Source organism: Falsibacillus pallidus (assembly GCF_050990905.1).
Classification (GTDB): Bacteria; Bacillota; Bacilli; order Bacillales; family DSM-25281; genus Falsibacillus; species Falsibacillus pallidus_A.
The window spans coordinates 2777006-2797988 of sequence record NZ_CP158866.1; the positions used below are offsets into that span (position 1 = coordinate 2777006).

Annotated in this window: 22 protein-coding genes, 1 pseudogene and 1 other annotated feature; of the genes and pseudogenes, 2 read left to right on the plus strand and 21 right to left on the minus strand. The window is 44.4% G+C overall.

All coding sequences use genetic code 11. From position 1 onward, the window contains the following. Positions 1-24: 24 nt before the first annotated feature. The 9 genes and pseudogenes from ruvB to nadB all read right to left on the minus strand — a co-directional run bounded on the left by ruvB (position 25) and on the right by nadB (position 9640). On the minus strand, positions 25-1026 hold the full coding sequence (gene ruvB, locus ABTV07_RS14685) for a Holliday junction branch migration DNA helicase RuvB (RefSeq protein WP_433743390.1): 1002 nt from the start codon (positions 1024-1026) through the stop codon (positions 25-27). A 21-nt stretch (positions 1027-1047) separates the two neighbouring features. Then, complete coding sequence (ruvA, locus tag ABTV07_RS14690) at positions 1048-1656, minus strand: Holliday junction branch migration protein RuvA (RefSeq protein ID WP_433743392.1); 609 nt, start codon at positions 1654-1656, stop codon at positions 1048-1050. 136 nt (positions 1657-1792) lie between these two features. After that, a complete protein-coding gene (locus ABTV07_RS14695; RefSeq protein WP_433743393.1) occupies positions 1793-2314 on the minus strand; it encodes a BofC C-terminal domain-containing protein in 522 nt (173 codons plus the stop codon). Positions 2315-2694: 380 nt separating this feature from the next. Beyond that, a complete protein-coding gene (locus ABTV07_RS14700) occupies positions 2695-3429 on the minus strand; it encodes a YhcN/YlaJ family sporulation lipoprotein (RefSeq protein WP_433743395.1) in 735 nt (244 codons plus the stop codon). Between the two features lie 109 nt (positions 3430-3538). Next, entirely contained in the window at positions 3539-4534 is a 996-nt protein-coding gene (locus ABTV07_RS14705; protein WP_433743397.1) for a phosphotransferase, read from the minus strand. A gap of 1251 nt (positions 4535-5785) precedes the next feature. Beyond that, a pseudogene (gene safA, locus ABTV07_RS14710) lies at positions 5786-5933 on the minus strand (SafA/ExsA family spore coat assembly protein); the annotation flags it as partial. Between the two features lie 185 nt (positions 5934-6118). Then, on the minus strand, positions 6119-7225 hold the full coding sequence (gene nadA, locus ABTV07_RS14715) for a quinolinate synthase NadA (protein ID WP_433743399.1): 1107 nt from the start codon (positions 7223-7225) through the stop codon (positions 6119-6121). A gap of 5 nt (positions 7226-7230) precedes the next feature. Beyond that, entirely contained in the window at positions 7231-8085 is an 855-nt protein-coding gene (nadC, locus tag ABTV07_RS14720) for a carboxylating nicotinate-nucleotide diphosphorylase (RefSeq protein WP_433743401.1), read from the minus strand. After that, positions 8054-9640 (minus strand): L-aspartate oxidase, encoded by a 1587-nt coding sequence (nadB, locus tag ABTV07_RS14725; RefSeq protein ID WP_433743402.1) that lies wholly within the window; start codon positions 9638-9640, stop codon positions 8054-8056. The genes nadC and nadB overlap by 32 nt, the downstream gene beginning before the upstream one ends. 94 nt (positions 9641-9734) lie before the next feature. Between nadB and ABTV07_RS14730 the strand changes: the two genes are divergently transcribed. Both ABTV07_RS14730 and ABTV07_RS14735 read left to right on the plus strand, forming a co-directional pair. Beyond that, on the plus strand, positions 9735-10874 hold the full coding sequence (locus ABTV07_RS14730) for an IscS subfamily cysteine desulfurase (protein ID WP_433751276.1): 1140 nt from the start codon (positions 9735-9737) through the stop codon (positions 10872-10874). Between the two features lie 46 nt (positions 10875-10920). Further along, complete coding sequence (locus ABTV07_RS14735; RefSeq protein WP_433743403.1) at positions 10921-11463, plus strand: transcription repressor NadR; 543 nt, start codon at positions 10921-10923, stop codon at positions 11461-11463. A gap of 49 nt (positions 11464-11512) precedes the next feature. On the opposite strand, the gene pheA is transcribed toward ABTV07_RS14735, so the two are convergent. From pheA to minC, 12 genes are all read right to left on the minus strand, one after another. After that, positions 11513-12361: a prephenate dehydratase gene (pheA, locus tag ABTV07_RS14740; RefSeq protein WP_433743404.1), complete on the minus strand. Its 849-nt coding sequence runs from the start codon at positions 12359-12361 to the stop codon at positions 11513-11515. Positions 12362-12410: 49 nt separating this feature from the next. Beyond that, positions 12411-12866, minus strand: coding sequence for an ACT domain-containing protein (locus tag ABTV07_RS14745; protein ID WP_433743405.1), 456 nt, complete (start codon positions 12864-12866; stop codon positions 12411-12413). A 32-nt stretch (positions 12867-12898) separates the two neighbouring features. Then, entirely contained in the window at positions 12899-14188 is a 1290-nt protein-coding gene (gene obgE, locus ABTV07_RS14750; RefSeq protein WP_433743406.1) for a GTPase ObgE, read from the minus strand. Positions 14189-14232: 44 nt separating this feature from the next. Then, a complete protein-coding gene (locus ABTV07_RS14755) occupies positions 14233-14751 on the minus strand; it encodes a Spo0B C-terminal domain-containing protein (RefSeq protein ID WP_433743408.1) in 519 nt (172 codons plus the stop codon). 235 nt (positions 14752-14986) lie between these two features. After that, the gene (gene rpmA, locus ABTV07_RS14760; protein ID WP_433743410.1) at positions 14987-15277 is read right to left on the minus strand and encodes a 50S ribosomal protein L27; all 291 of its coding nucleotides are present in this window, start codon (positions 15275-15277) and stop codon (positions 14987-14989) included. 16 nt (positions 15278-15293) lie between these two features. Further along, positions 15294-15626: a ribosomal-processing cysteine protease Prp gene (locus tag ABTV07_RS14765; protein ID WP_433743412.1), complete on the minus strand. Its 333-nt coding sequence runs from the start codon at positions 15624-15626 to the stop codon at positions 15294-15296. A gap of 11 nt (positions 15627-15637) precedes the next feature. Further along, positions 15638-15946 (minus strand): 50S ribosomal protein L21, encoded by a 309-nt coding sequence (rplU, locus tag ABTV07_RS14770; RefSeq protein ID WP_433743414.1) that lies wholly within the window; start codon positions 15944-15946, stop codon positions 15638-15640. Positions 15947-15958: 12 nt separating this feature from the next. Continuing rightward, positions 15959-16039, minus strand: a sequence feature (ribosomal protein L21 leader region). Between the two features lie 72 nt (positions 16040-16111). Beyond that, positions 16112-17578, minus strand: coding sequence for an Rne/Rng family ribonuclease (locus tag ABTV07_RS14775; protein WP_433743416.1), 1467 nt, complete (start codon positions 17576-17578; stop codon positions 16112-16114). Positions 17579-17662: 84 nt separating this feature from the next. Continuing rightward, a complete protein-coding gene (locus ABTV07_RS14780) occupies positions 17663-18547 on the minus strand; it encodes a site-2 protease family protein (protein WP_433743418.1) in 885 nt (294 codons plus the stop codon). After that, on the minus strand, positions 18540-19310 hold the full coding sequence (locus ABTV07_RS14785; protein WP_433743419.1) for a peptidoglycan DD-metalloendopeptidase family protein: 771 nt from the start codon (positions 19308-19310) through the stop codon (positions 18540-18542). The genes ABTV07_RS14780 and ABTV07_RS14785 overlap by 8 nt, the downstream gene beginning before the upstream one ends. A 164-nt stretch (positions 19311-19474) precedes the next feature. Then, positions 19475-20278, minus strand: coding sequence for a septum site-determining protein MinD (gene minD / locus ABTV07_RS14790; protein WP_433743421.1), 804 nt, complete (start codon positions 20276-20278; stop codon positions 19475-19477). Beyond that, on the minus strand, positions 20271-20957 hold the full coding sequence (gene minC, locus ABTV07_RS14795; RefSeq protein ID WP_433743423.1) for a septum site-determining protein MinC: 687 nt from the start codon (positions 20955-20957) through the stop codon (positions 20271-20273). Before minC ends, minD begins: the two co-directional genes overlap by 8 nt. Between the last annotated feature and the right edge of the window lie 26 nt (positions 20958-20983).

Below are 20983 nucleotides of genomic sequence, written 5' to 3' on the forward strand. Positions count from 1 at the left end.
TGTACCATCAGGTCCTGCAATAAATCATTCCATAGGCACCTTAAGATTGAAATGCCTATAGACTGCGTCTGATACAATCCTTCCCCTGGGGGTCCGCTGCAGGAATCCAATTTGAAGCAAATACGGTTCATATACGTCCTCTATTGTATCGGATTCTTCACCGATGCTTGCAGCGATTGTATCCAAACCGACAGGACCGCCTTTAAAGCGCTCGATGATCCCCATTAATAATTTATGGTCAATATGATCAAGACCTAAACGGTCGACTTGAAGAAGTTCAAGCGCTTCATCTGTAAGATGCTGTGTTATTTCTCCATTTCCCCTTACCTGGGCATAATCCCTGACTCTCTTTAAAAGGCGGTTGGCTATCCGTGGGGTTCCCCTGGAACGGCGGGCAATTTCCTCTGCGCCTTTATCATCGATTTGGGTCTCAAAAATTTCCGCAGTCCTTTTCACGATTTCAGTCAGCTGTCCCGCTTCATAATATTCCAAGCGGCTCAATACACCGAAGCGGTCCCTCAATGGCGCTGAAATGGAGCCTGCCCTCGTCGTGGCCCCGACTAAAGTAAACGGCGGCAGATCCAAACGGACAGACCTGGCGCTCGGCCCTTTGCCAATCACTATATCCAGACAAAAGTCCTCCATAGCGGGGTAAAGAACCTCTTCGATGGAACGGGGAAGACGGTGGATTTCATCGATGAACAAGACATCCCCCGGTTCCAGGGCTGTAAGGATCGCAGCCAAGTCGCCCGGACGTTCAATCGCAGGACCAGAAGTGGTCCGAAGCTGAACGCCCATTTCATTGGCAATGACGGCAGCCAGAGTGGTTTTTCCAAGCCCAGGGGGACCGTAAAGCAGAACATGGTCAAGGGCTTCTTCCCTCATTTTTGCTGCTTCTATAAAAATCGATAAATTCTGTTTTACTTTTTCCTGGCCAATGTATTGCTGCAGGAATTGCGGACGCAGGTTCTGCTCGAGCGAGAGATCAAGCATATCCGCTTCACCGGAAACAATTCGATCTGTCATCACTTTCCCCCCTTTACTCTTTTATTTCAGCAGCTTCTTCAGCGCCAATTTAATATAGCCATCCGTTGAAAGATTTTCTCCCTTCAAGGAAGGCAGGACTTTGTTTACCTCTTTTTCAGAGTATCCAAGTGCCTTTAATGCAAGGATAGCCTCATCCAGCGCTTTTGAAAGGGCTTCTTTTTGATCCATGGCATCAGCTGTAAATAAGTTTGGAAAATAATCAGGGACAATATCCTGAAGCTTGCCTTTGAGATCAAGGATCATCTGCCGCGCTGTTTTCTTCCCTACTCCCGGGAATTTAACGAGGAAGCTTTCATCCTCATTCTCGATCGCATTGATCACTTGCTCCGGTTCGCCTGATGCCAAAATGGCCAACGCCCCTTTTGGACCGATTCCCGTGACATTGATGAGTCTGATGAACAACAGCTTTTCTTCAAGAGAATGAAAGCCGTATAAAGCCAATATATCTTCTCTTACATGCTGATATGTATAGACAATGGTTTCCTTGTTTTGATGTTTAGAAAAGGAGAATGGATTGGCTGTGAAGATTTGATAGCCCACTCCGTTATTCTCCAGTACGATATATTCTGGACCAACGCGTTCCAAGGTCCCTTTGATGTATTCAAACAAACTAATTCTCTCCCTTTTTATGTACCTCATTTTATCATATCATTTTTCTCGTTTGGAAGGAATGAAAATACCCAAAACGTTTGTTCCTATTCCAAATATAAAAAGACAGGGAGGCCGGTCCCTGTCTGATCATCATTCAATTAATAGATAATGGCCTGTATGTTTCTAAAACACTGGTATAGTCATTTTTGTTCTTTATCGGGATCCCGTTCATCAGTTTCTTTTGTGTACTGCTTTCAAGCCTTCTCAGGTCGATTTGAAAAAAGGATTGGATTAAATTGGACCGCTCGGGCTTGCCATTGAAAATAGATAAGGTGCCATCTTCAGACAACCCGAAGTACCCATTTGATTTTAAAAGCGGAGAGATATCATTGATTCTTCTCTGAAACGTTATCGTCCCATCTTCTACTTCTACAAGCTGCCAATTTTGATATTTGTCCCAAAACTCCTCCATGGAGATGATGGATTCATCAATGGTTTCTTCACTCATTTCCCCATCCAGATAAACCCTCTCCAGCAATACGGATACATGTATATCAGCGTTTTCACTTGTTTCCTTATCCCCAGCTTTCGATGAACCCGCAAGTGCGGTATCACTCATAAGGAAAAAGGCGGCGAAAAAAAGCAATGATTGGATAATGGAATTAAAGTATTTCATGATCTGCACTCCTTTTGTAATGAAGCGTCTTCTACAAATTATCCTCACCAGTTTTATACATTTTATTCAAAGAAAAGCGGAAGCGCCCTGCTAAGCCCCGACCAGCATAAGACGGAACTCGAAGGTAATCCTGATTTACGTAGAGGTACGGCTTATGACTCGAGGGGCTGGGCGCTGGAGCTGGACAACTAGAAAAGCGGAAGCGCCTGTTAAGAGGCGCCGAGGTTGGACTGAAGCACCACGAGATAAAGGAAACACGGAGAGCAAAGCGATCCGATGTTGACTTATCGTAAGTGTGCTGAAGGAAACCTCCCAGCCTCTAGGCGCTGAAGCTGGACATCGCAATGTAAAAAAGCAGCGCGGGTTTCCCGCACTGCCTGCTACTTCATTTTATTCGTTAAGGTCCGGAAGAGATCCTTCATATCCATGTCTATGGATTGTCCTGGACCACCGTCCCTTAAATCATTATCCATATTTCTGATTCTGCTGAAGGTTCCTTCGTCTGTCACAACGGTTGCTGAACGGCCGTGAAGGTAAGGTGCCACAGCCTTTTTGATTTTTGCCTTGGTTTGTTCCTCTTTGCTATAGTCCTCAAGGTCAACGGCAATCAGCACATTGCTGCCATATGTCACTGATCTGACATCGTTCACATTTTTAACGCGGCCAGCCACATTGCCTATCTTTTCCGAGAGTGCCCCCTCATAGCTTGTATAGTAAGAAGATTTTGCTTTCCTGGTGTTATCGTCGAGATGGCCATGGTAATTCGCATCGCCATAGCTGAATCGATTATCCCTATGGAAGAAATTTCGATCATACTCCGATAATGGCCTGGATGGATTTTGTGGATTCCCATTCTCGTCCTTAACTTGGAGGTACTTTTGTTTTTGGGCGCGAATATCTTGTCCCTCTTTGCCAACGGAGTGATCCATCCATTCGGTCAGCGGTCCATCATTGTGATCATTTACATCACCGCCATGTCCGCTGTTGGAGTAATAGCCAAGCGGTTCATACGTATCAGAATAGCGCTGTTCCTTGGCAGATTCATTTGCCCCGCATCCAGCCATGCCTCCTGCAATCAATACAGATAAAGGCAAAACCAAGTATTTCTTCTCCAAAAGGAAAACCCCCTTTTCCTCATTGAGCAGAATATGCTCTTTTGTAGGTTGGCAGAAAAGAGGGGTGTTCATTCAATTTGAAAGCCCGATTCGATTGCCTGCATTGGACCTATTTGGTGTTTAAGGAATCAATTTTTTTAAATATTTCATACATCATCCGCATGCGAAGGGGAAACTGCCGGATGGTCAAATCATATAAATACGGCCAAATCATTTTACGGGTCTTTTCATCGCTTTTCAAAAAACGATTACATTCCCTCAAAACATCTGTCGGATATAAAAGTGAAATGAGAAACACTTTATCTTTTTCATACATAGAGAGGATTTCATGCTTAAATAATTCATCGATCGACCATTTAAGGGTAGGAAGGAAACGGCTGGCAATCTGAAGGTGTTCAATAACCGGTGGAGCTATGGCAATGAGGTCGAAGTCGATTAAATAAAGTTCTTCATTTTTCCCATTTAAGAAGTTATGGTATGCAACATCTCCATGGATGATGCATGAAGGCGTCTGATCAAAATATCCTTTTACTGAATCAATCTTATCAAGTGACCATTTCGCCCATTCCTCATACGTTTCCAATAAAAATACAGGGAAAAATGACTCAAGCATGTAGCGGTTATGCTCAAATTCGGCTAGTCTGTTTTTCCATTTATCCTTTTGGTCGAATTCCGGCAGAAAAGATTTGAATTCGACTGGGAAAATGGAGGTTGTCTGATGGAATTTCTGAAGGAGTCTCAGTGCCTTTCTCCTATTTTCCTTCGTTTCAAACGTAAATATATTCCTGCTGGAGTATATGAACTCAATGACACCGAATAATCGTGACTCGAACTCAAGAACTGGAAATGTGCCATGAATCGGATGAAAAGAATATGTATGGCAAAATCCATGTTCCTTTAATTTCCTTGTCAGCAATTGTTGATGGAAGAGCTTTTTCTTGGAAGAAAACTCTTTGACAAGCCAGGTCTTTCCCTGGATTTTGTATTTCCATAACCCGTTTTTGACAGCTTTTATTCTGCCGCTGTCATTTCGAAGAATTGTATTTAAAAAATGAAGGAGACGAGTGGAAAAATCGTCTCCTTCATAGGGGAATCTAAAAACCATTACCTTCTCCATCGATTCTCGGCATTCCCGGAAAACCGTATTGGCCAGGCATGCCCATTTGTGGCTGCATACCCATCTGTGGCATCATGCCCATTTGCGGCTGCATACCCATTGGCTGCTGCATGCCCATCTGCGGCTGCATGCCCATTGGCTGCTGCATGCCCATCTGCGGCTGCATACCCATTGCCTGCTGCATCCCATATGGCTGCTGCATCCCATATGGCTGCTGCATCCCATATGGCTGACCCCACATGCCAGGATTTCCGCCAGGATTCCCTCCCATATAATGATGGTGGTGATATGGCACTTCAAAGGATGGTCCACCACAGCCGCAGTCTTCCTCAAACGGCATATAAGCCTGTTGTTGTGGCGCTTGCTGCATCATTGGCTGCTGCATTGGGTAGTGCATCTCAGGAGATTCTTGGACAGAAGTCCCCTGCACCTGTGCCATTGGATATCCTCCATGCTCCATCCTTGGGCCGCCCATAGGGCCAAATCCCATACCAGGCATGACTGGCGATGCTGGGTAGCATCCACCCGGATTCCCCATTTGTGGATAATACATTGCCGGGCTCACTCCTTGAGGCATTTGAGGCATACCGCCGTATTGAGGATTTTGCTGATCGTGTGCTCCCATCACCCCTTGTGGGGATCCTGGATAATTCATTGGCTGTTGATGCATCATAGGCATATACGAGGATGATTCATCATCGTAGTGGTGCATCATGGCAGGATTGACCCCTTGCATCATTGGCTGCTGCATCGGCATGGTCATAGCTCCTTGCACCTGAGGCATCGGACCCATAGGACCCGGACCTCCATACGGAAAATTAAATCCTGAACCTGGCATTACCGGCGTTACAGGCACACAATAACTTGGATACATAGGTTCTGGTTGACCCCCTTCAATTGGTTTTTCAGCAACCGGTTCTTCTTTTGGTTTTTCAACAGGCTTTGGCGGAACAGGAGGCGGTGCCTGCGGTGCTTGCATCTGCATATTTGCCATATTCATCATATAATAATTATTTATATCGATTTCTGGGATAACTGGTTGGGGAGCTTTTGGAGTATAAATTGGCTTTGGCATTTCTTTCACAGGCGCTTCCTTTACAGGAGCTTCTTTCACAGGCATTTCTTTCGGAGCTGCAGCAATCGGCTTCTGCTGTGAAAAAGGGTGCTCTTTCGGGCTTTCCTTTTTCGTGCCATATGTTACGTTAGCTCCACCCACTTCTTTATTGACGGTTCCACCAGAAGCAGGTACTTTAATTTTCATACCGGGCATTATCATATCGGGGTTTGAAAGCTGGGCATTCATCTTTTTTAACTCTTCAAAATTCACGCCATATTTTTTGGCGATTTTCCAAAGAGTATCCCCTTTTTGGACGATGTGGATTTTCACTCATTTTCCCTCCTCAGGCATAAGTCTATTCATTGTATGTCAAGATAGGCAAAATGCTAATAATCTACACAAATACTTATGAACTTTTTTTAAAGAATATGCTAAACCCTGATTTCGAGAGTCTGAAGATCCATATAAAAAACAGCCATCAATTGATGACTGTCAATTTTTCATTCACTCCCATTTCATGCCCTATCCAGCATACGCTGCAGTGCCAGCATTGCATGATCGGAAGTGTCTTTATCCACCACTATCTGATTGACCGGCTTCCCTTCCTCTATCTTTTCAAGGGACCAGAGAAGGTGAGGCAAATCAATCCGGTTCATCGTCATACATGGGCACATATTTGGGTTGAGCGATATGATATGTTTGTCTTTATGCTTTCCGATTAAACGCTTCACTAGATTCATTTCCGTCCCGATAGCCCAAGATGATCCCGCGTCCGCTTTTTCAATAGTATCAATGATATATTTTGTTGATCCATTTAAATCAGAGATTTCCACTACTTCACGCCTGCACTCCGGATGGACAATGATTTTCATCTGTGGATACTTTTCCCTCACTTCATGCACATTGGACACCGTGAAATTTTCATGTACAGAACAATGGCCCTTCCATAGAATCACCTTGATATCTTCAGCATCGCCTTCATAAATCAACGTATTTACATGTGGATCCCATACAGCCATTTTATCCAACGGGATGCCTAATTCATAGGCTGTGTTCCTGCCAAGATGCTGATCAGGAAGGAACAGGATTCGCTCCTTTTGAGTCAAGGCCCACTCCACCATTGAATGAGCATTGGATGAGGTCACTGTAGCCCCTCCATTTTTGCCGACAAACGCTTTGATAGCAGCGGTGGAATTCACGTAAGTCAATGGCAGTATCGTGTCTCCGAACATTTCCTGCAAATGGCCCCAGGCACGTTCAGTTTGATATATATCAGCCATGTCAGCCATGGAACAGCCCGCTCTCATATCAGGCAGGATTACTTTTTGGTGATCGCCTGTCAAGATATCAGCCGTCTCAGCCATAAAATGGACTCCACAGAAAACGATGTAATCTGCTTGTTTGTTAAGGGAGGAAATCTGTGCAAGCTGGAGTGAGTCCCCAGCCGCATCAGCAAATTTCATTACCTCATCCTTTTGATAATGATGGCCGGGAATGAATAATTTCTTTCCGAGCTTCTGCTTGATCTCCCACACTCTTTCTTCCATTTCCGGATAGGTCATTTTTTTATATTTTTCCGGGAGAGATGCATTATCCATGTTCAACAATTCCATCATGTTCATCGTGCTCACGCCTCCATCACCGTTTTTCTGTTCTTCACTTTTGCACTGATGTCAAATGCTTCTATTGTATGTGTCAAGCAGCCAAGCGAAATATAATCCACTCCTGAAAGGGCGTAATCCCTGATATTCTCCAATGTGATCCCGCCGGAAGCTTCCGTTGCTATTCCAGATGGGACAATGCTTAGCCATTCCTTTATTTCAGATGGAGTGCGATTATCAAACATGATGATATCCACCCCTGCTTCAATGGCTTCCATAAGCTGTTCTTTTGTTTCGATTTCCACTTCGATTTTTACCGTATGGCCGATTTTACCTTTTATTTCATTCACAGCCCTTGTAATCGATCCGGCGAAATCAATATGGTTATCTTTAATCAGTACAGAATCAGCCAATCCCATACGATGGTTATAGCCCCCTCCGCATCTTACTGCATATTTTTCAAGCATCCTGAGGCCGGGGGTTGTTTTTCGTGTATCACAAATCTTCGCTCCCGTTCCTTCTATCCTTTTTACGAAAGAAGCTGTCTTTGAAGCAATCCCGCTCATTCGCTGGATCAAGTTGAGGACGACCCTCTCCCCTTTTAGTAAACTTGACACTGCACCTGTAATGACAGCGATGACTTCTCCATACCTCACTTCTTCCCCATCTCTTCTTTCAATCAAAATGGAAAGGGACGGATCAATGGTATGAAAGCCCTCATTAATGACATGTTCGCCGCAAAAAAACCCATTTGCTTTTGCCATGAGCTTCAAACTTCCCTGTGCATCCGGATCAAAAAGCATATCCGTGGTGATATCCATATCCCCAATATCTTCAATAAAAAATGGCTCAAGCATAGCTTTTAATTTTACCCGGTTCATATCTGTTCCTCCTCAAATGCATTCCATGATTCGAATGAATGATGTGGCAATTCAGCCAATCTATATTTTCATCCGGAAAATCAGCCCTCAAATGTCCCCCTCTGCTTTCCGTCCTCATTAACGCGGAGGAAACAATTAATCTTGCAGATAGAATCATAAATGCAACACTGATTTCTTCAATATCCCAGTTTTTATAGCAGCGTGATAAATATTCCTCGATGTGAAACGTTTCCAGCCAGGTTAATAGTTGTTCCAGACCTTCTTTTGAACGTACAATCCCAGCCCCCTCCATCATTCGCCGTTTAATTTCTGATCGCTCAGGAAGCTCCGGATGAGCTGATCCGCCGCTTTTTTCTTTGAACCTCCAGGATGGGGCAGCATTTTTTCCTGTGAATTCATTCAGATGGGCAGCAAGACGCTTTCCGTATGCAAGCCCTTCCAATAAAGAGTTGCTTGCCAGCCGGTTCGCTCCATGAACACCGCTGTCTGCCACTTCCCCAATTGCATATAGTCGAGGAATCGAGGTCTCCCCAATATCATTGATCGAAATGCCCCCCATTAAAAAATGAGAGCCTGGGGCAACCGGAATCAATCCCATTTCTAAATCAATACCTTCCCGTTCGCATAGAGAGGTAATCGAAGGAAAATGAAGTTTGAAATCTTTAATCATGGTAATATCCAGGAAAACCTCATCCCCATTCTTTCTTTCCTCATATATCCTTTGAGCGACAATATGCCTCGGAGCCAAGTCTTTCATTGGATGGACATTTTCCATAATTGCTTTCCCTTGGCGATTCCTTAAAACTGCACCATGACCCCGTACAGCTTCCGATACCAGTCCTTTCGCCATTCCATCAACGTAAAGCAATGTAGGGTGGAATTGCACAAACTCCAGGTTGGATAACTCTGCTCCGGCAAGAAAGGCCAGTGCCAACCCGTCCCCTGTCACTGAAGGATGATTTGAAGTGAAATGATACAGTCCCCCTGCGCCTCCGGTGGCAAGGACGACATGTTCACCAAAGAATTCATTCACATCCCCTTTACTGTTTTTTGTTTGGACTCCTCTGCAAACTCCATCCTGCGACAGGATCAGTTGAATGGCCATTTCATTTTCAATGAATTCTATGTTCGAAGGAATCGAATTGAAAAAGGCGTCCATGATGCGTCTTCCTGTTGCATCGCCTCCGCTATGGACGATTCTCCTCCTGCTATGCGCCCCCTCCATTCCAAGGGCAATTTGCCCTTGTGAATCGCGATCCAGCGGAACACCGATGCTCATTAATTCACAAACGATATCCGGAGCATCCTTTACCAGCTTGAGCACTGCTTTTTCATCCTGATGCTGCCTTCCTGCTTCCAATGTATCTTGATAATGCAAACGATAATGATCGTCCGGGGAAATAGCGGCTGCCATTCCACCCTGTGCCATATAAGAATTGCAATGGTTCTTCAACGACTTTGTGATAATTATCACATGATAATCCGAATGAAGTAATTTTGCCAGCTGCATAGCTGCAATACCGCTGCCTAAAATGATTACGTCAGCATGCTTCATAATTTAAACTCCTTTTTAACAGGTGTCTTGACACATATCTTTACATATTATTAGACTTATGACAAGAGATTTTTTTTAAGGAGTGTGCCTCTTGATGAAATATTTTGATTATGCAGCCTCAACACCGATGGATCCTGATGTACTAGAAGCCTATATGCAAGCTGCTTCACAGATATATGGAAATACTGAAAGCCTTCATGATATAGGGGGAAAAGCCCAATATATCCTCTCTGCCTGCAGGAAGAAGCTTGCCGAGATAACAGGGGTAAAAGAAGATGGCCTCTATTTTAGCTCCGGCGGCACCGAAAGCAATTTATTGGCCATCCTGTCACTGGCAAAGGGGGCTAACAACGGAAAAAAACATATCATTACGTCTCATGGAGAGCATGCTTCCGTCCATTCAGCCATGGAATATTTAAGAGAACATGGCTTTGAAGTGGAATATCTCCCGTTTACATCCGAAGGGGCAGTGGACATTCAGATTCTGTCCGCAGCGATACGGGATGATACCCTTCTTCTTTCCATTCAGCATGTCAATTCCGAGATTGGAGCCATTCAGCCAATCAAAGAAATCGCAGAACTCATTAAAGGGAAAACTGTCCTCTTCCATTGCGACTGCGTACAATCTTTTGGGAAGATAGATTTAAAAGGCATCACCCCCTACTTGGACAGCTTTGCCGTGTCATCCCATAAAATCCATGGGCCAAAAGGGGTCGGTGCATTTTATATCAATCCCCTGCATCAAATTAAGCCTGTCTTTCCCGGCCTTTCGCATGAACGGGGTTTAAGGGGCGGGACCGTAAACACCCCTGGCATCTATGCTTTTATGACAGCAGCTGAAAAGGCTTCCGCCCAACTGGATGATTGGCAAGCCGCTTGGGATAAAAGAGAATATTTTCTTGAACTCCTTAGAAACGAAAAACCTGTCATATTTGGGTCAATCGATATGGAACGCCAACTCCCATATATAATCGGGATGTCTTTTGATGGCATTGAAGGACAGCTGGTGATGCTCGAGGCGAACGGAATGGGATTCTCGATTTCTACCGGAAGTGCGTGCCACACCGGCCAGCAAGAACCAGCCAATGCCATGAAAGCGATGGGAGTGGATCTGGAAAGGGCAAAATCATTTTTTAGAATTTCTTTTAGCAAGTCCACTACACATGAGCAGCTTTTTGAGCTGGCAAAAGCATTAAAAACGATATACGCTGAATACAAAACGGTTCGCGCTTAATATGGTATAATGCGTATCAGAATAAACTTGTCCGGAGGGAATAGGTATGGCAAAGCCAAAGATTCTAGGTGAAGAACGAAGACAGCTGCTGCTGAAGATATTAAAAGACCGTAATGCACCCATCACTGGGACAGAGCTTGCCAAGACCGCCAATGTTTCAAGGCAGGTCATTGTCAGTGATATTACACTTCTTAAAGCGAGAAATGAGCCGATCCTTGCTACAAGCCAAGGTTATCTATATATGGCTCAAAACCCAATACACCAGTACAAAGAAAGAATCGTTGCATGCTTCCACCCCCCTGAAGAAACAGAAAATGAATTGTTTCTGTTGGTCGACCACGGAGCAACAGTAAAAGATGTACGGATTGAACATCCTGTTTATGGAGATCTCTCAGCATCTATCATGGTCTCCAATAGAAAGGAAGTAAGCCAGTTCCTGCAGCGAATTGAGGAAACGAATGCAGGCTACCTTTCACAATTGACAGAGGGAATTCATCTGCACACCATCATCGCCCCTTCAGAGGAGATTCTCGATGAGGCAGAAGAGGCACTTAGAACTGCAGGATATCTTGTGGATGAAAAGGAATAGAGATAGAAAAACCGGATTGAATGTCATCAATCCGGTTCTTTTGTGCCTGTTATTCTGCTGAGTATACGGGATAGCTTCCCAGAAGTTTGATTCCACACCCCAATGCCTCCATTTCCTTGATGGCATTCGGAAGAAGGACCTCATCCATAGCTTGTTCAATATCAAGTATGAAGAAATAATCCCCAAGACCTGTTTTCAGGGGCCTGGACTCTATCTTGCTCAGGTTGATTTTCCTCCAAGCCAAAGCTGACAGCACTTGATGGAGGGCACCTGACTGGTTTGAGGGAAGAGTGACCATGATGGTGGTCTTTTCATTGCTGAAACCTGATTGGAGCTCCAGCGGTTTATCCGTTCTGGACAATACAATGAATCTCGTGTGGTTTCTATCATAATCCTGGATTCCATGATGGATGATGGACAATCCATATGCATCGGCTGCCAACTCATTGGCTATTGCCGCAATCTTCATTTCCGGATGTTCCTTTAAGTACTTCGCCGCCGCTGCAGTGGAAGTAGTATATTCGAGGGACGCACCTCTATAGTGTCGATGAAGATACTGATGGCATTGGGCAATCGCATGGGAGTGGGACAATATCTTCTCTACTTCCATGCTTTTTTCCACATGATCCGGATGTACCATCAAATGCTGCTGGATCGGAACCGTCATTTCAGCCACGATTTTCAGATCCACTTCATGGAACAGATAGTCAACGGTAAGATGAACCGATCCCTCAAGCGTGTTTTCCAATGGAACTACTGCATAATCGACTGTTTCAAAATGAACCGCTTCAATACATTCTGGTATGGTCCTTAATGGTACATACTCTTGCAGTGGGAATAAATGCTTGACTGCCATATCTGTAAATGTTGCCACTGGCCCTAAAAATCCAATCCTCATTCTCTCTTCTCCCCTCCCATTGAACGTATAAAAAAGGGAGGAGCGGCTCCTATGCACCGGAACCAAGCACCTCCACTTTTTCAACAAACTCCAGTTTTTTCAATCCTGATATCAAACCATCCAGGTTGCCATCCATATCCGTCACATTTAATGACAAGGTGACATTTGCCCTTCCTTGAAGGGGAATGGTCTGATGGATGGTCAGTATATTGCAGCGGTGTGCTGCAACGACCCCAAGAAGGTGGGACAGTGTTCCTGTCCGATCTTCCAAGTGAAAAAACAGAGTAATGATTTTTTCTTTTACAACGGTATGAAAGGGAAATACAGTATCGCGATACTTATAAAAAGCACTCCGGCTTAAATCTACACGCTGTACTGCATCCCATACAGAAGAAGCTTTTCCCCTATCAAGGAGATTCTTTGCCTCAAGGGTCTTCTTCATCGCTTCAGGCAAAACATCCTCCCTGATGAGGTAAAACTTCTGATCAAATTCTTTTTTTTCCATTGATCATTTCCCCTTACAAATGAAGGACATCATCAATCGATGAATTCAAATTCAAACTCCAACAGCCTTACGATATCGCCATCTTTAGCGCCGCGCTCCCTCAATGCTTCATCTACACCCATACCGCGAAGCTGGCGTGCAAAGCGTCGGACAGATTCTTCCCTGGAGAAATCCGTCATTTTAAATAGACGTTCCAGCGAATACCCGTTAAGGACGTATGCTCCATCAGGGTCACGTGTAATGGAGAATTCTTCTTCTTGTTTCTCATGTTTATAAATGACACGATTGACATCTTCATTTTCTTCCACATGTTCAAGAGGGAATTCCGGTGTATCCTCGACTTTATCTGCAATCGCAAATAATAGATCTCTCAAACCTTCGCGAGTCAAAGCTGAAATAGGGAAAATTGGATGTTCTTCTTCCACCTTTGCCTTGAATACTTCCAGGTTTTCCTCAGCACCAGGCATGTCCATTTTGTTTGCGACAATGATTTGCGGACGTTCAGTCAAACGAAGGTTATATTCTTTCAATTCTTCATTGATTGTAAGGTAATCCTCGTAAGGATCCCTTCCTTCAGTGGCAGCCATATCGATGACATGCACGATGACTCTAGTCCGTTCGATGTGGCGCAGGAATTGATGGCCAAGCCCTACTCCTTGGTGCGCCCCTTCGATAAGTCCTGGAAGATCTGCCATTACGAACGAACGGCTATCTTCTGTTTCGACCATTCCGAGGTTCGGTACAATCGTGGTAAAGTGATATTCTGCAATTTTTGGCTTTGCAGAAGAAACTACAGACAACAATGTAGATTTCCCTACACTCGGGAAGCCAACCAAACCGACATCTGCGAGCAGCTTTAATTCCATGATGACATTGCGCTCCTTGCCCGGCTCCCCTTTTTCAGATAATTCCGGTGCCGGGTTGGCAGGTGTCGCAAAACGGCTGTTCCCTCTCCCGCCGCGGCCGCCTTTTGCAATGACGGCGCGTTGTCCGTGCTCAGTCAAATCCGCAATGATTTCATCGGTATCGGCATCTCTCACAACTGTACCAGGTGGAACCTTAACGATCATGTCTGCAGCATTTTTTCCATGCTGATTCTTAGACATCCCATGTTCGCCCCTTGGTGCTTTAAAGTGGCGCTGATAGCGGAAATCCATTAAAGTCCTGAGACCTTCCTCCACTTCAAATACAACGTCCGCGCCTCTTCCTCCGTCCCCGCCGGCAGGACCGCCTTTAGGAACATATTTTTCGCGGCGGAATGCAACCATACCGTTGCCTCCGTCGCCACCCTTCACATATATTTTGACCTGATCGACAAACATGAAAGGCACCTCCTTTTCTTCCTCTTGCTGTTATATGTAAATAATCAGAAGGATAATTGAATGGTAAATTGATTGCTGCTCCAATTTTCAATGGCTGCTTGCTTCTGTGGCTCAAGCCAATTCAATACTTCCTCTTCACTTTTCAGTATGCCACGAAAATCCAAAAAGAATTTCGCTGAATCCTTATCAAGCTGTAAGGTAATGGACAACTGCTGATCCAGAAACGGCTCTACCGCTTCGTTCAATAAAGCGAAAAATGTTGTAAACCAATTGAATACTTCCGCATCATCCAAAGAATGAACGGTATTTTCATTCAAAATGTCGTAGTCAATCGTGAATCGATGCCCTTCCCAATTGAACGTCATCAATAATGAAGCAAATCTATGCAGTTTCAAGTTTGATAGTCTGGACTCTTGCTGTGCTTCCAATACGATTTCATCAATGATTGACTTAGCCCGTTCCGGTCTATCTAAAGCTAAATTCCCTTTGATTAATTGCAGCTTGTTCATCCAGTCGTGGCGCGCATGTTTTAGCACCTCAACTACTGTCCAGTTATTATTCATTCCCGCACTCCTAATTATCATTCAGTCTAATTACATATATCACAGACTGTTGAAAAGCATTTTCATTCAGTCTGATTTACAGAAAATATTTTTGAGTTCTATTAATCATTCGCACTGTTCTTTTTGTAGTATACCAAAAAAGGGAGGCGTCGTCCTCCTTATTGGCAAAATCCCCGATCTTCCATAAAAACAAGAAAACTCTAACCGGCAATTCGGTTAGAGTCTTCATTCAGCATTAAGCTTCTTTCACTTCAGGGTAAACGCTGACTTGTTTCTTGTCACGACCCAAACGCTCGAAACGGACAACTCCATCGATCTTTGCGAATAGAGTATCGTCTCCGCCACGGCCTACGTTTGCACCTGGATAGATTTTCGTACCGCGTTGACGGTAAAGAATAGATCCACCAGTAACAAATTGACCATCAGCACGTTTAGCACCTAGGCGCTTCGCGATAGAGTCACGACCGTTCTTAGTTGAACCTACACCCTTTTTGGATGCAAAAAATTGAAGGTCTAGTCTTAGCATTAGTTCCACCTCCTATTTAGTTGAAGGTTAATTTAATATATTTTCTGTAATCACGTTCAATTGTCTGCAAGGAAACTACCATACCTTTTAAAAGAAGCTGGACTTGCTTGTCCTCTTCTTCCGACAGATCATCCGGAATGGAGCAGCTAAGGAAGCCGCCATCTGATGACTGATCAATGATCGGCTCGGCATTGGTTAATGCAAACACCGAATTGATGGCACCGAAGGATACAGCAGATGCGCCAGCACATACAATATCTGAACCATGTTCCGCAAAATCAGCATGTCCCTTCATCGAAAAGGAAGAAATCCTCCCATCCGGGGACCGGTTAATCTTCACCTTGATCATAAAATCAGGCCTTACGCGTTGATAGCATCGATTACTACTTTAGTGTAAGGTTGGCGATGACCTTGCTTTTTACGTTGGTTCTTCTTCGCTTTGTACTTGAAAATCGTAATTTTCTTTTGACGGCCGTGTTTTTCAACTTTACCTGTAACAGTAGCTCCTGCCACTAATGGGCTTCCTACTTTTACAGAATCTCCGCCTACGAAAAGAACTTTATCAAAAGTGACAACTTCACCTTCTGCTACATCCAATTTTTCGATGTAAACTTCTTGTCCAGCTGCTACTTTGATTTGTTTTCCGCCAGTTTCAATAATTGCGTACATACTTGCACCTCCTCATAGTCTCAGACTCGCCAAAAACAGGCGTTTTGCCATAAGCAAAATCTTAGTACCTGATTTGTGCGGTTGTAGCACGGGTGCTACAAACAATAACATTAAAACTTTATCATAACGGACTCTCTTATGTCAATGGCGGAATGAAGAATTGCTTCAAACCTTTTTTTTCATTTCTTGAATCGTCCCAAACTGTTTGAGATTGAAATGATGGTGAAGGTGCCCTTCCAGACGCTTAAAGAAAATCCGGACATTCAATATCGATTCAATCCGCTTTAAATGTGTTTCATTTTCCCCTTTAAAGACATCCATCACTTCTTCCGTCGCCTCGATAAGAATGGATTCATGCTCCCCGAACGGCCTTTCCCATAACAGCCTTTCCAGTTCGAAAGCGACAGTTTCTGGACTTTTGATTTTCCCTGTCCCTTTGCAGAAGGGGCAGTCTGTCTGCATATAATCAGGGATGGATTTTTTTGTTTTTTTCCTTGTGACTTGCAGAATGCCCAAAGAAGTGAACCCTGCGATCCGGAAATACTTCGGATCCTTCCGAAGTATTTCCTCTAATGACCTTATAACTTTTTGGCGGTCATTTTCAGTCTTCATATCAATGAAATCGATGAGGATGATGCCGCTGTAATCCCTTAAAATGATTTGTCTCGCGATTTCAGCTGCTGCTTCAAGGTTCGTTTTGACAATCGTATCCCCAAGCTGGCTTTTCCCTGTGTATTTACCGGTATTGACATCAAAGACCGTCAAGGCTTCAGTATCTTCAACGATTAGATATGCTCCGCTGTCCAGCCAGATGATCTGTTTCAGGGCGCGTTCATATTCCTTTTCGACATCAAAGCTTTCCATTATATTTTTCTTATCTGTATGAAGGGTAAATTCCCACTTCCCGTCTGGCTGGGAGTCCTTAATTTCCTTCAGAATTGATGCATCATCACAGATAACTGCACCAGTTCCCAGACGCTCCATTTCTTTAGTGATTTCCCCTAAGAATAGAGCGGGGGCATGAACGAGTGAAGGAGCAGAAGCATTTTCCGACTCTTGTTGGATATGTGCATACCGCGTCCTCAGTCTGTTCAATTCCTGCATCAATTCTCCTTCGGTGGACTCAAATGCTTCTGTACGGAAGATGAAGCCTTCCCCATCCAACTTCTGAGCGTTACCGAATGCCCTCCATCGATCCCTGATCTCTTCAGGTGCTTTTTTGGAAACTGCAATATATTTCCCATTTGGCATATAAACCGCTTTTTTTCCGGAAAATTCAAGGATCCCAGTCAGTAATGGGCCTTTCGTATCGCTCGCGTCTTTCTTTACTTGAACCAGGAGCTTTTCCCCCTGCCGGATGAACTTGGATAATGGCATCATTTCTTTATTTTCCGATTCATTATGTATAAACGCGGGAATCTGGTCACGTGACAGGTAGCCATTCTTACCTTCTCCAATATCCACGAAAGCGGCCCCGATTCCATTTTCCACCTTCTCCACTTTTCCCAGATAGATCCTGCCCACCATTGAATCCTGTTCCGGCTGGGCTATATTAAGTTTTATGACTTTTTTGTTTTCTATGACTGCATATCTTTTTTCTCTCGTCCGATATTCAATGATTATTTTATTCAAGTCAATGCGCCTCGCTTTAAAACATTAAGGGGAGGCTATGATCAGCCTCCCCTGTAATTACTTTAGCCAGAAAAAAAACAAACGTCAATAGAGCTGCATGATGTCTTTTACTTTGGCAGTGACCATCTTCTCGGTGAAATAGGCGTGCAGGAGTTCATTTTCATCCAGGCTGCCGATTTCAGCGCCGCCCTCGATGACTATGATCGGGTGTTTTACGCCACGTTTGAATCTGCTTAGAACCTCTGAGAGGCTGTCCTCCGCGTCCACATTCAGCGGGCTGAGCCGCATGAAGTTCGGCTTCTTCCCATAATGGCGCTCTAAAAGGAACCTCATCAAGATAAATGGGCGCTGCTTCCATTCCATCCATAAGGAAAAATACAGGTAGCATAACACGATCCATAAATTTAATTGCATCGGAAAGATGAACAGAGAGAACAGATGCAGCGACATCAGGACAATGACAGAAAATAGTAGTGTTTGCTGAAATGCCTTTGAATAGGGGTGCAGCAATGAAAGTCCCATAAGAAGGAGCTTTCCCCCGTCAAGGGGCCAAACAGGCAAAAGGTTAAACAACAGAATCATGATGTTGAATTCCATGAACATAAAAAAAACGTCCTCTGGCACCCATTCGTACATGTATAACGCGTACATGGCAGCAGTCATCCAAATATGCTGAAGCGGCCCGGCCAGTATGACGGCCAATTCTTCCTTCAGGGGACGGTTCCCATACTCTTCCATCTCTGCTACCCCGCCGAATGGTAGGATCCTGATCCGTTTGATCCTCCATGAAAAGAACTGGGCACAAACCCCATGGCCCATCTCATGAATCAGAATAATTCCAAGGAGCATCAACAATTCCGTAAAATGGGCAGTCAAAACAGCTACGGCCGCGACTACCCAAAACAATGGATGGATCCTGAGTTTCAGGAAGACTTTAAATAAGGGCTTTTTTATCTGCAATTTACTCAAGTGAGATCACCTGGAGAGGGTCTACGAATTCATCCCCTTTTTTAATGGCTAAATAAAACTCACCGGATTCTCCTTCACCACGTTTGGATGGCTTTCCTACAACCATCCCATCTTCCACACTTTCATATTCCGAGACGGAAATCGAGTCCAAATGCCCATACCAGGACTCTGTCTTCTTATCAGGATGCTGAATGATTACGGTATTCCCAAGATCATCTTTCTTGCCCGCAAAAATGACGACCCCTTTACTTAAAGAAACAACAGGTTCCTCTGATTCCGTTTCAAGCATGATCCCTCTTCCATTCGCACGGAAGCTTTCTAGCACTTTCCCTGCTGGTACTGCATAGTGAGGCTTGCTTCCTGCCACTTGATCTCCAGTATCTTTAGGATCATTCGGGAACAGAGCAAGCGGCTTTCCAAACTGCTCCTGATACCAGTCAGATACGGCCGCGAATTGAAATTCCGAGGACATCATTTTTTCTACATACTTTTTGGGTTCTTTAAAGACCGGTGATGACCCGCGGTAAAGGACCGCCACCCCAAGAACAAGTACAGCCGACAAAAGGATCTTGAATAAAAAAACTTCCTTGTTCCATAATGGGTGCTGATCAGATGGACCCGATTCAAACGAAGAAAACCTCTCCCCGCCATATTTCTCTTCATCTGCAGGTATATAGGCGCTTCGGTTGGAAGACCCATTGAACTGCTTCGTGTTTTTCCGTTTCGCTATCCGCTTTCTAATCTCATCAGCTCGATTACTCATGGCCTCACCAATCTCCTTTTAGACATTTGTACTACTTTATGACTTGTCCAGAAAGGATATGATTAGAAATCGAGAAAGCCCACACCATCTTCCCAAAACAAAAAGCCAAATGCCTCCGTCAATTATTGACGGCCGCACTTGGCTTTCATTTTTAGTTAAATATATTAGGCTTTGACGCCAAAGAATTTTTTCAGCTTGGCCATGACTCCCGGCTTATCTGTATCCAATGATTGAAGCGGTACAGATTCACCCAGGATGCGGCGGGCGATATTCCGATAGGCAATGGAAGCTTTACTGTTTGGATTCAATGCAATCGGCTCGCCTTGATTGGAAGACTTGATGACATTTTCATCATCTGCCACAATCCCAAGGAGGTCGATGGATAAATGTGTGGTGATTTCATCCACATCCAGCATTTCCCCGTTTTTCATCATGTGGGGTCGTATACGATTGATCACGAGGCGGGGAGGTTCAACGTCCTCTTTCTCCAGAAGGCCGATGATTCTGTCTGCATCCCTTACCGCTGAGATTTCAGGAGTCGTGACAACGATTGCCTTATCCGCTCCGGCAACCGCATTCTTGTATCCTTGTTCAATTCCTGCAGGGCAGTCGATCAAGATATAATCATAATCCTGCTTGAGTTCATCGACCAGCTTTACCATCTGGTCGGGATTGACAGCAGATTTATCGCTTGTCTGAGCTGCAGGAAGCAAAAAGAGAAGATCATCGAACCGCTTGTCCTTCACCAATGCCTGATGGATTTTGCAGCGGCCTTCCACTACATCAACCAAATCATAGATGATCCGGTTTTCCAGCCCAAGGACAACATCCAAATTTCTCAAACCAATATCTGTATCGATCAGGCACACTTTTTTTCCTTGCAATGCTAGAGCTGTGCCTAAATTGGCAGACGTGGTCGTTTTTCCGACCCCGCCTTTTCCAGATGTAATGACGATTGCATCACCCATGATTAGCGTCCCCCTTTAATCTATTAATTGACGGTCTAAGATGTTTTAAAACTTGTAATCTATCAATGACGATTTGTTCTGAATCATCTATGTAGGCACATTCCATTTCATTTCCTGCTGCATCATAGGAGTCAGGAGCACGATTCAGGCATTCTGCAATCCTTAACTGTGTCGGAGTCATCACAGAAGCAGCGATGACCGCATCTTTATTTCCATTGCATCCGGCATGGGCAATGCCTTTTAACATCCCCATGATAAAGATATTCCCACCGGCTTTTACCCGTCCGCCGGGATTCACGTCCCCTACCAGGAGCAAATCCCCAGGGACCTCAAGCACTTGTCCGGAACGAACTACGGTGGCAATAGAAAAGATGTCGGATTCTTCTTTCTGTTTAAACGCTTCTTCTTTTGTCATGACGCTGCTGTAGACTTCTTCCACGACAAGGTTGCGTTTTTTTCTGACAAGCTCTTTCAACTCTTCTTCCTGCTCAGTTGTCAGATAGCGATTGCCCGCCTGAATTTTGACGGCTATGAGCGGAGCATCTTCCTGCTCCCGGTAATGAGCGGACAGCTTATCTTCAAGTTCTTTTTTTACCTCATCATATGAGCACTGATCATTCAGCTGAAGGACCAGTCCGTTTTTTGTGCCTTTAATCATAACATTTTGTTTTTTCATCATGGCGCTTTATTCACCTCAGTGCCTAT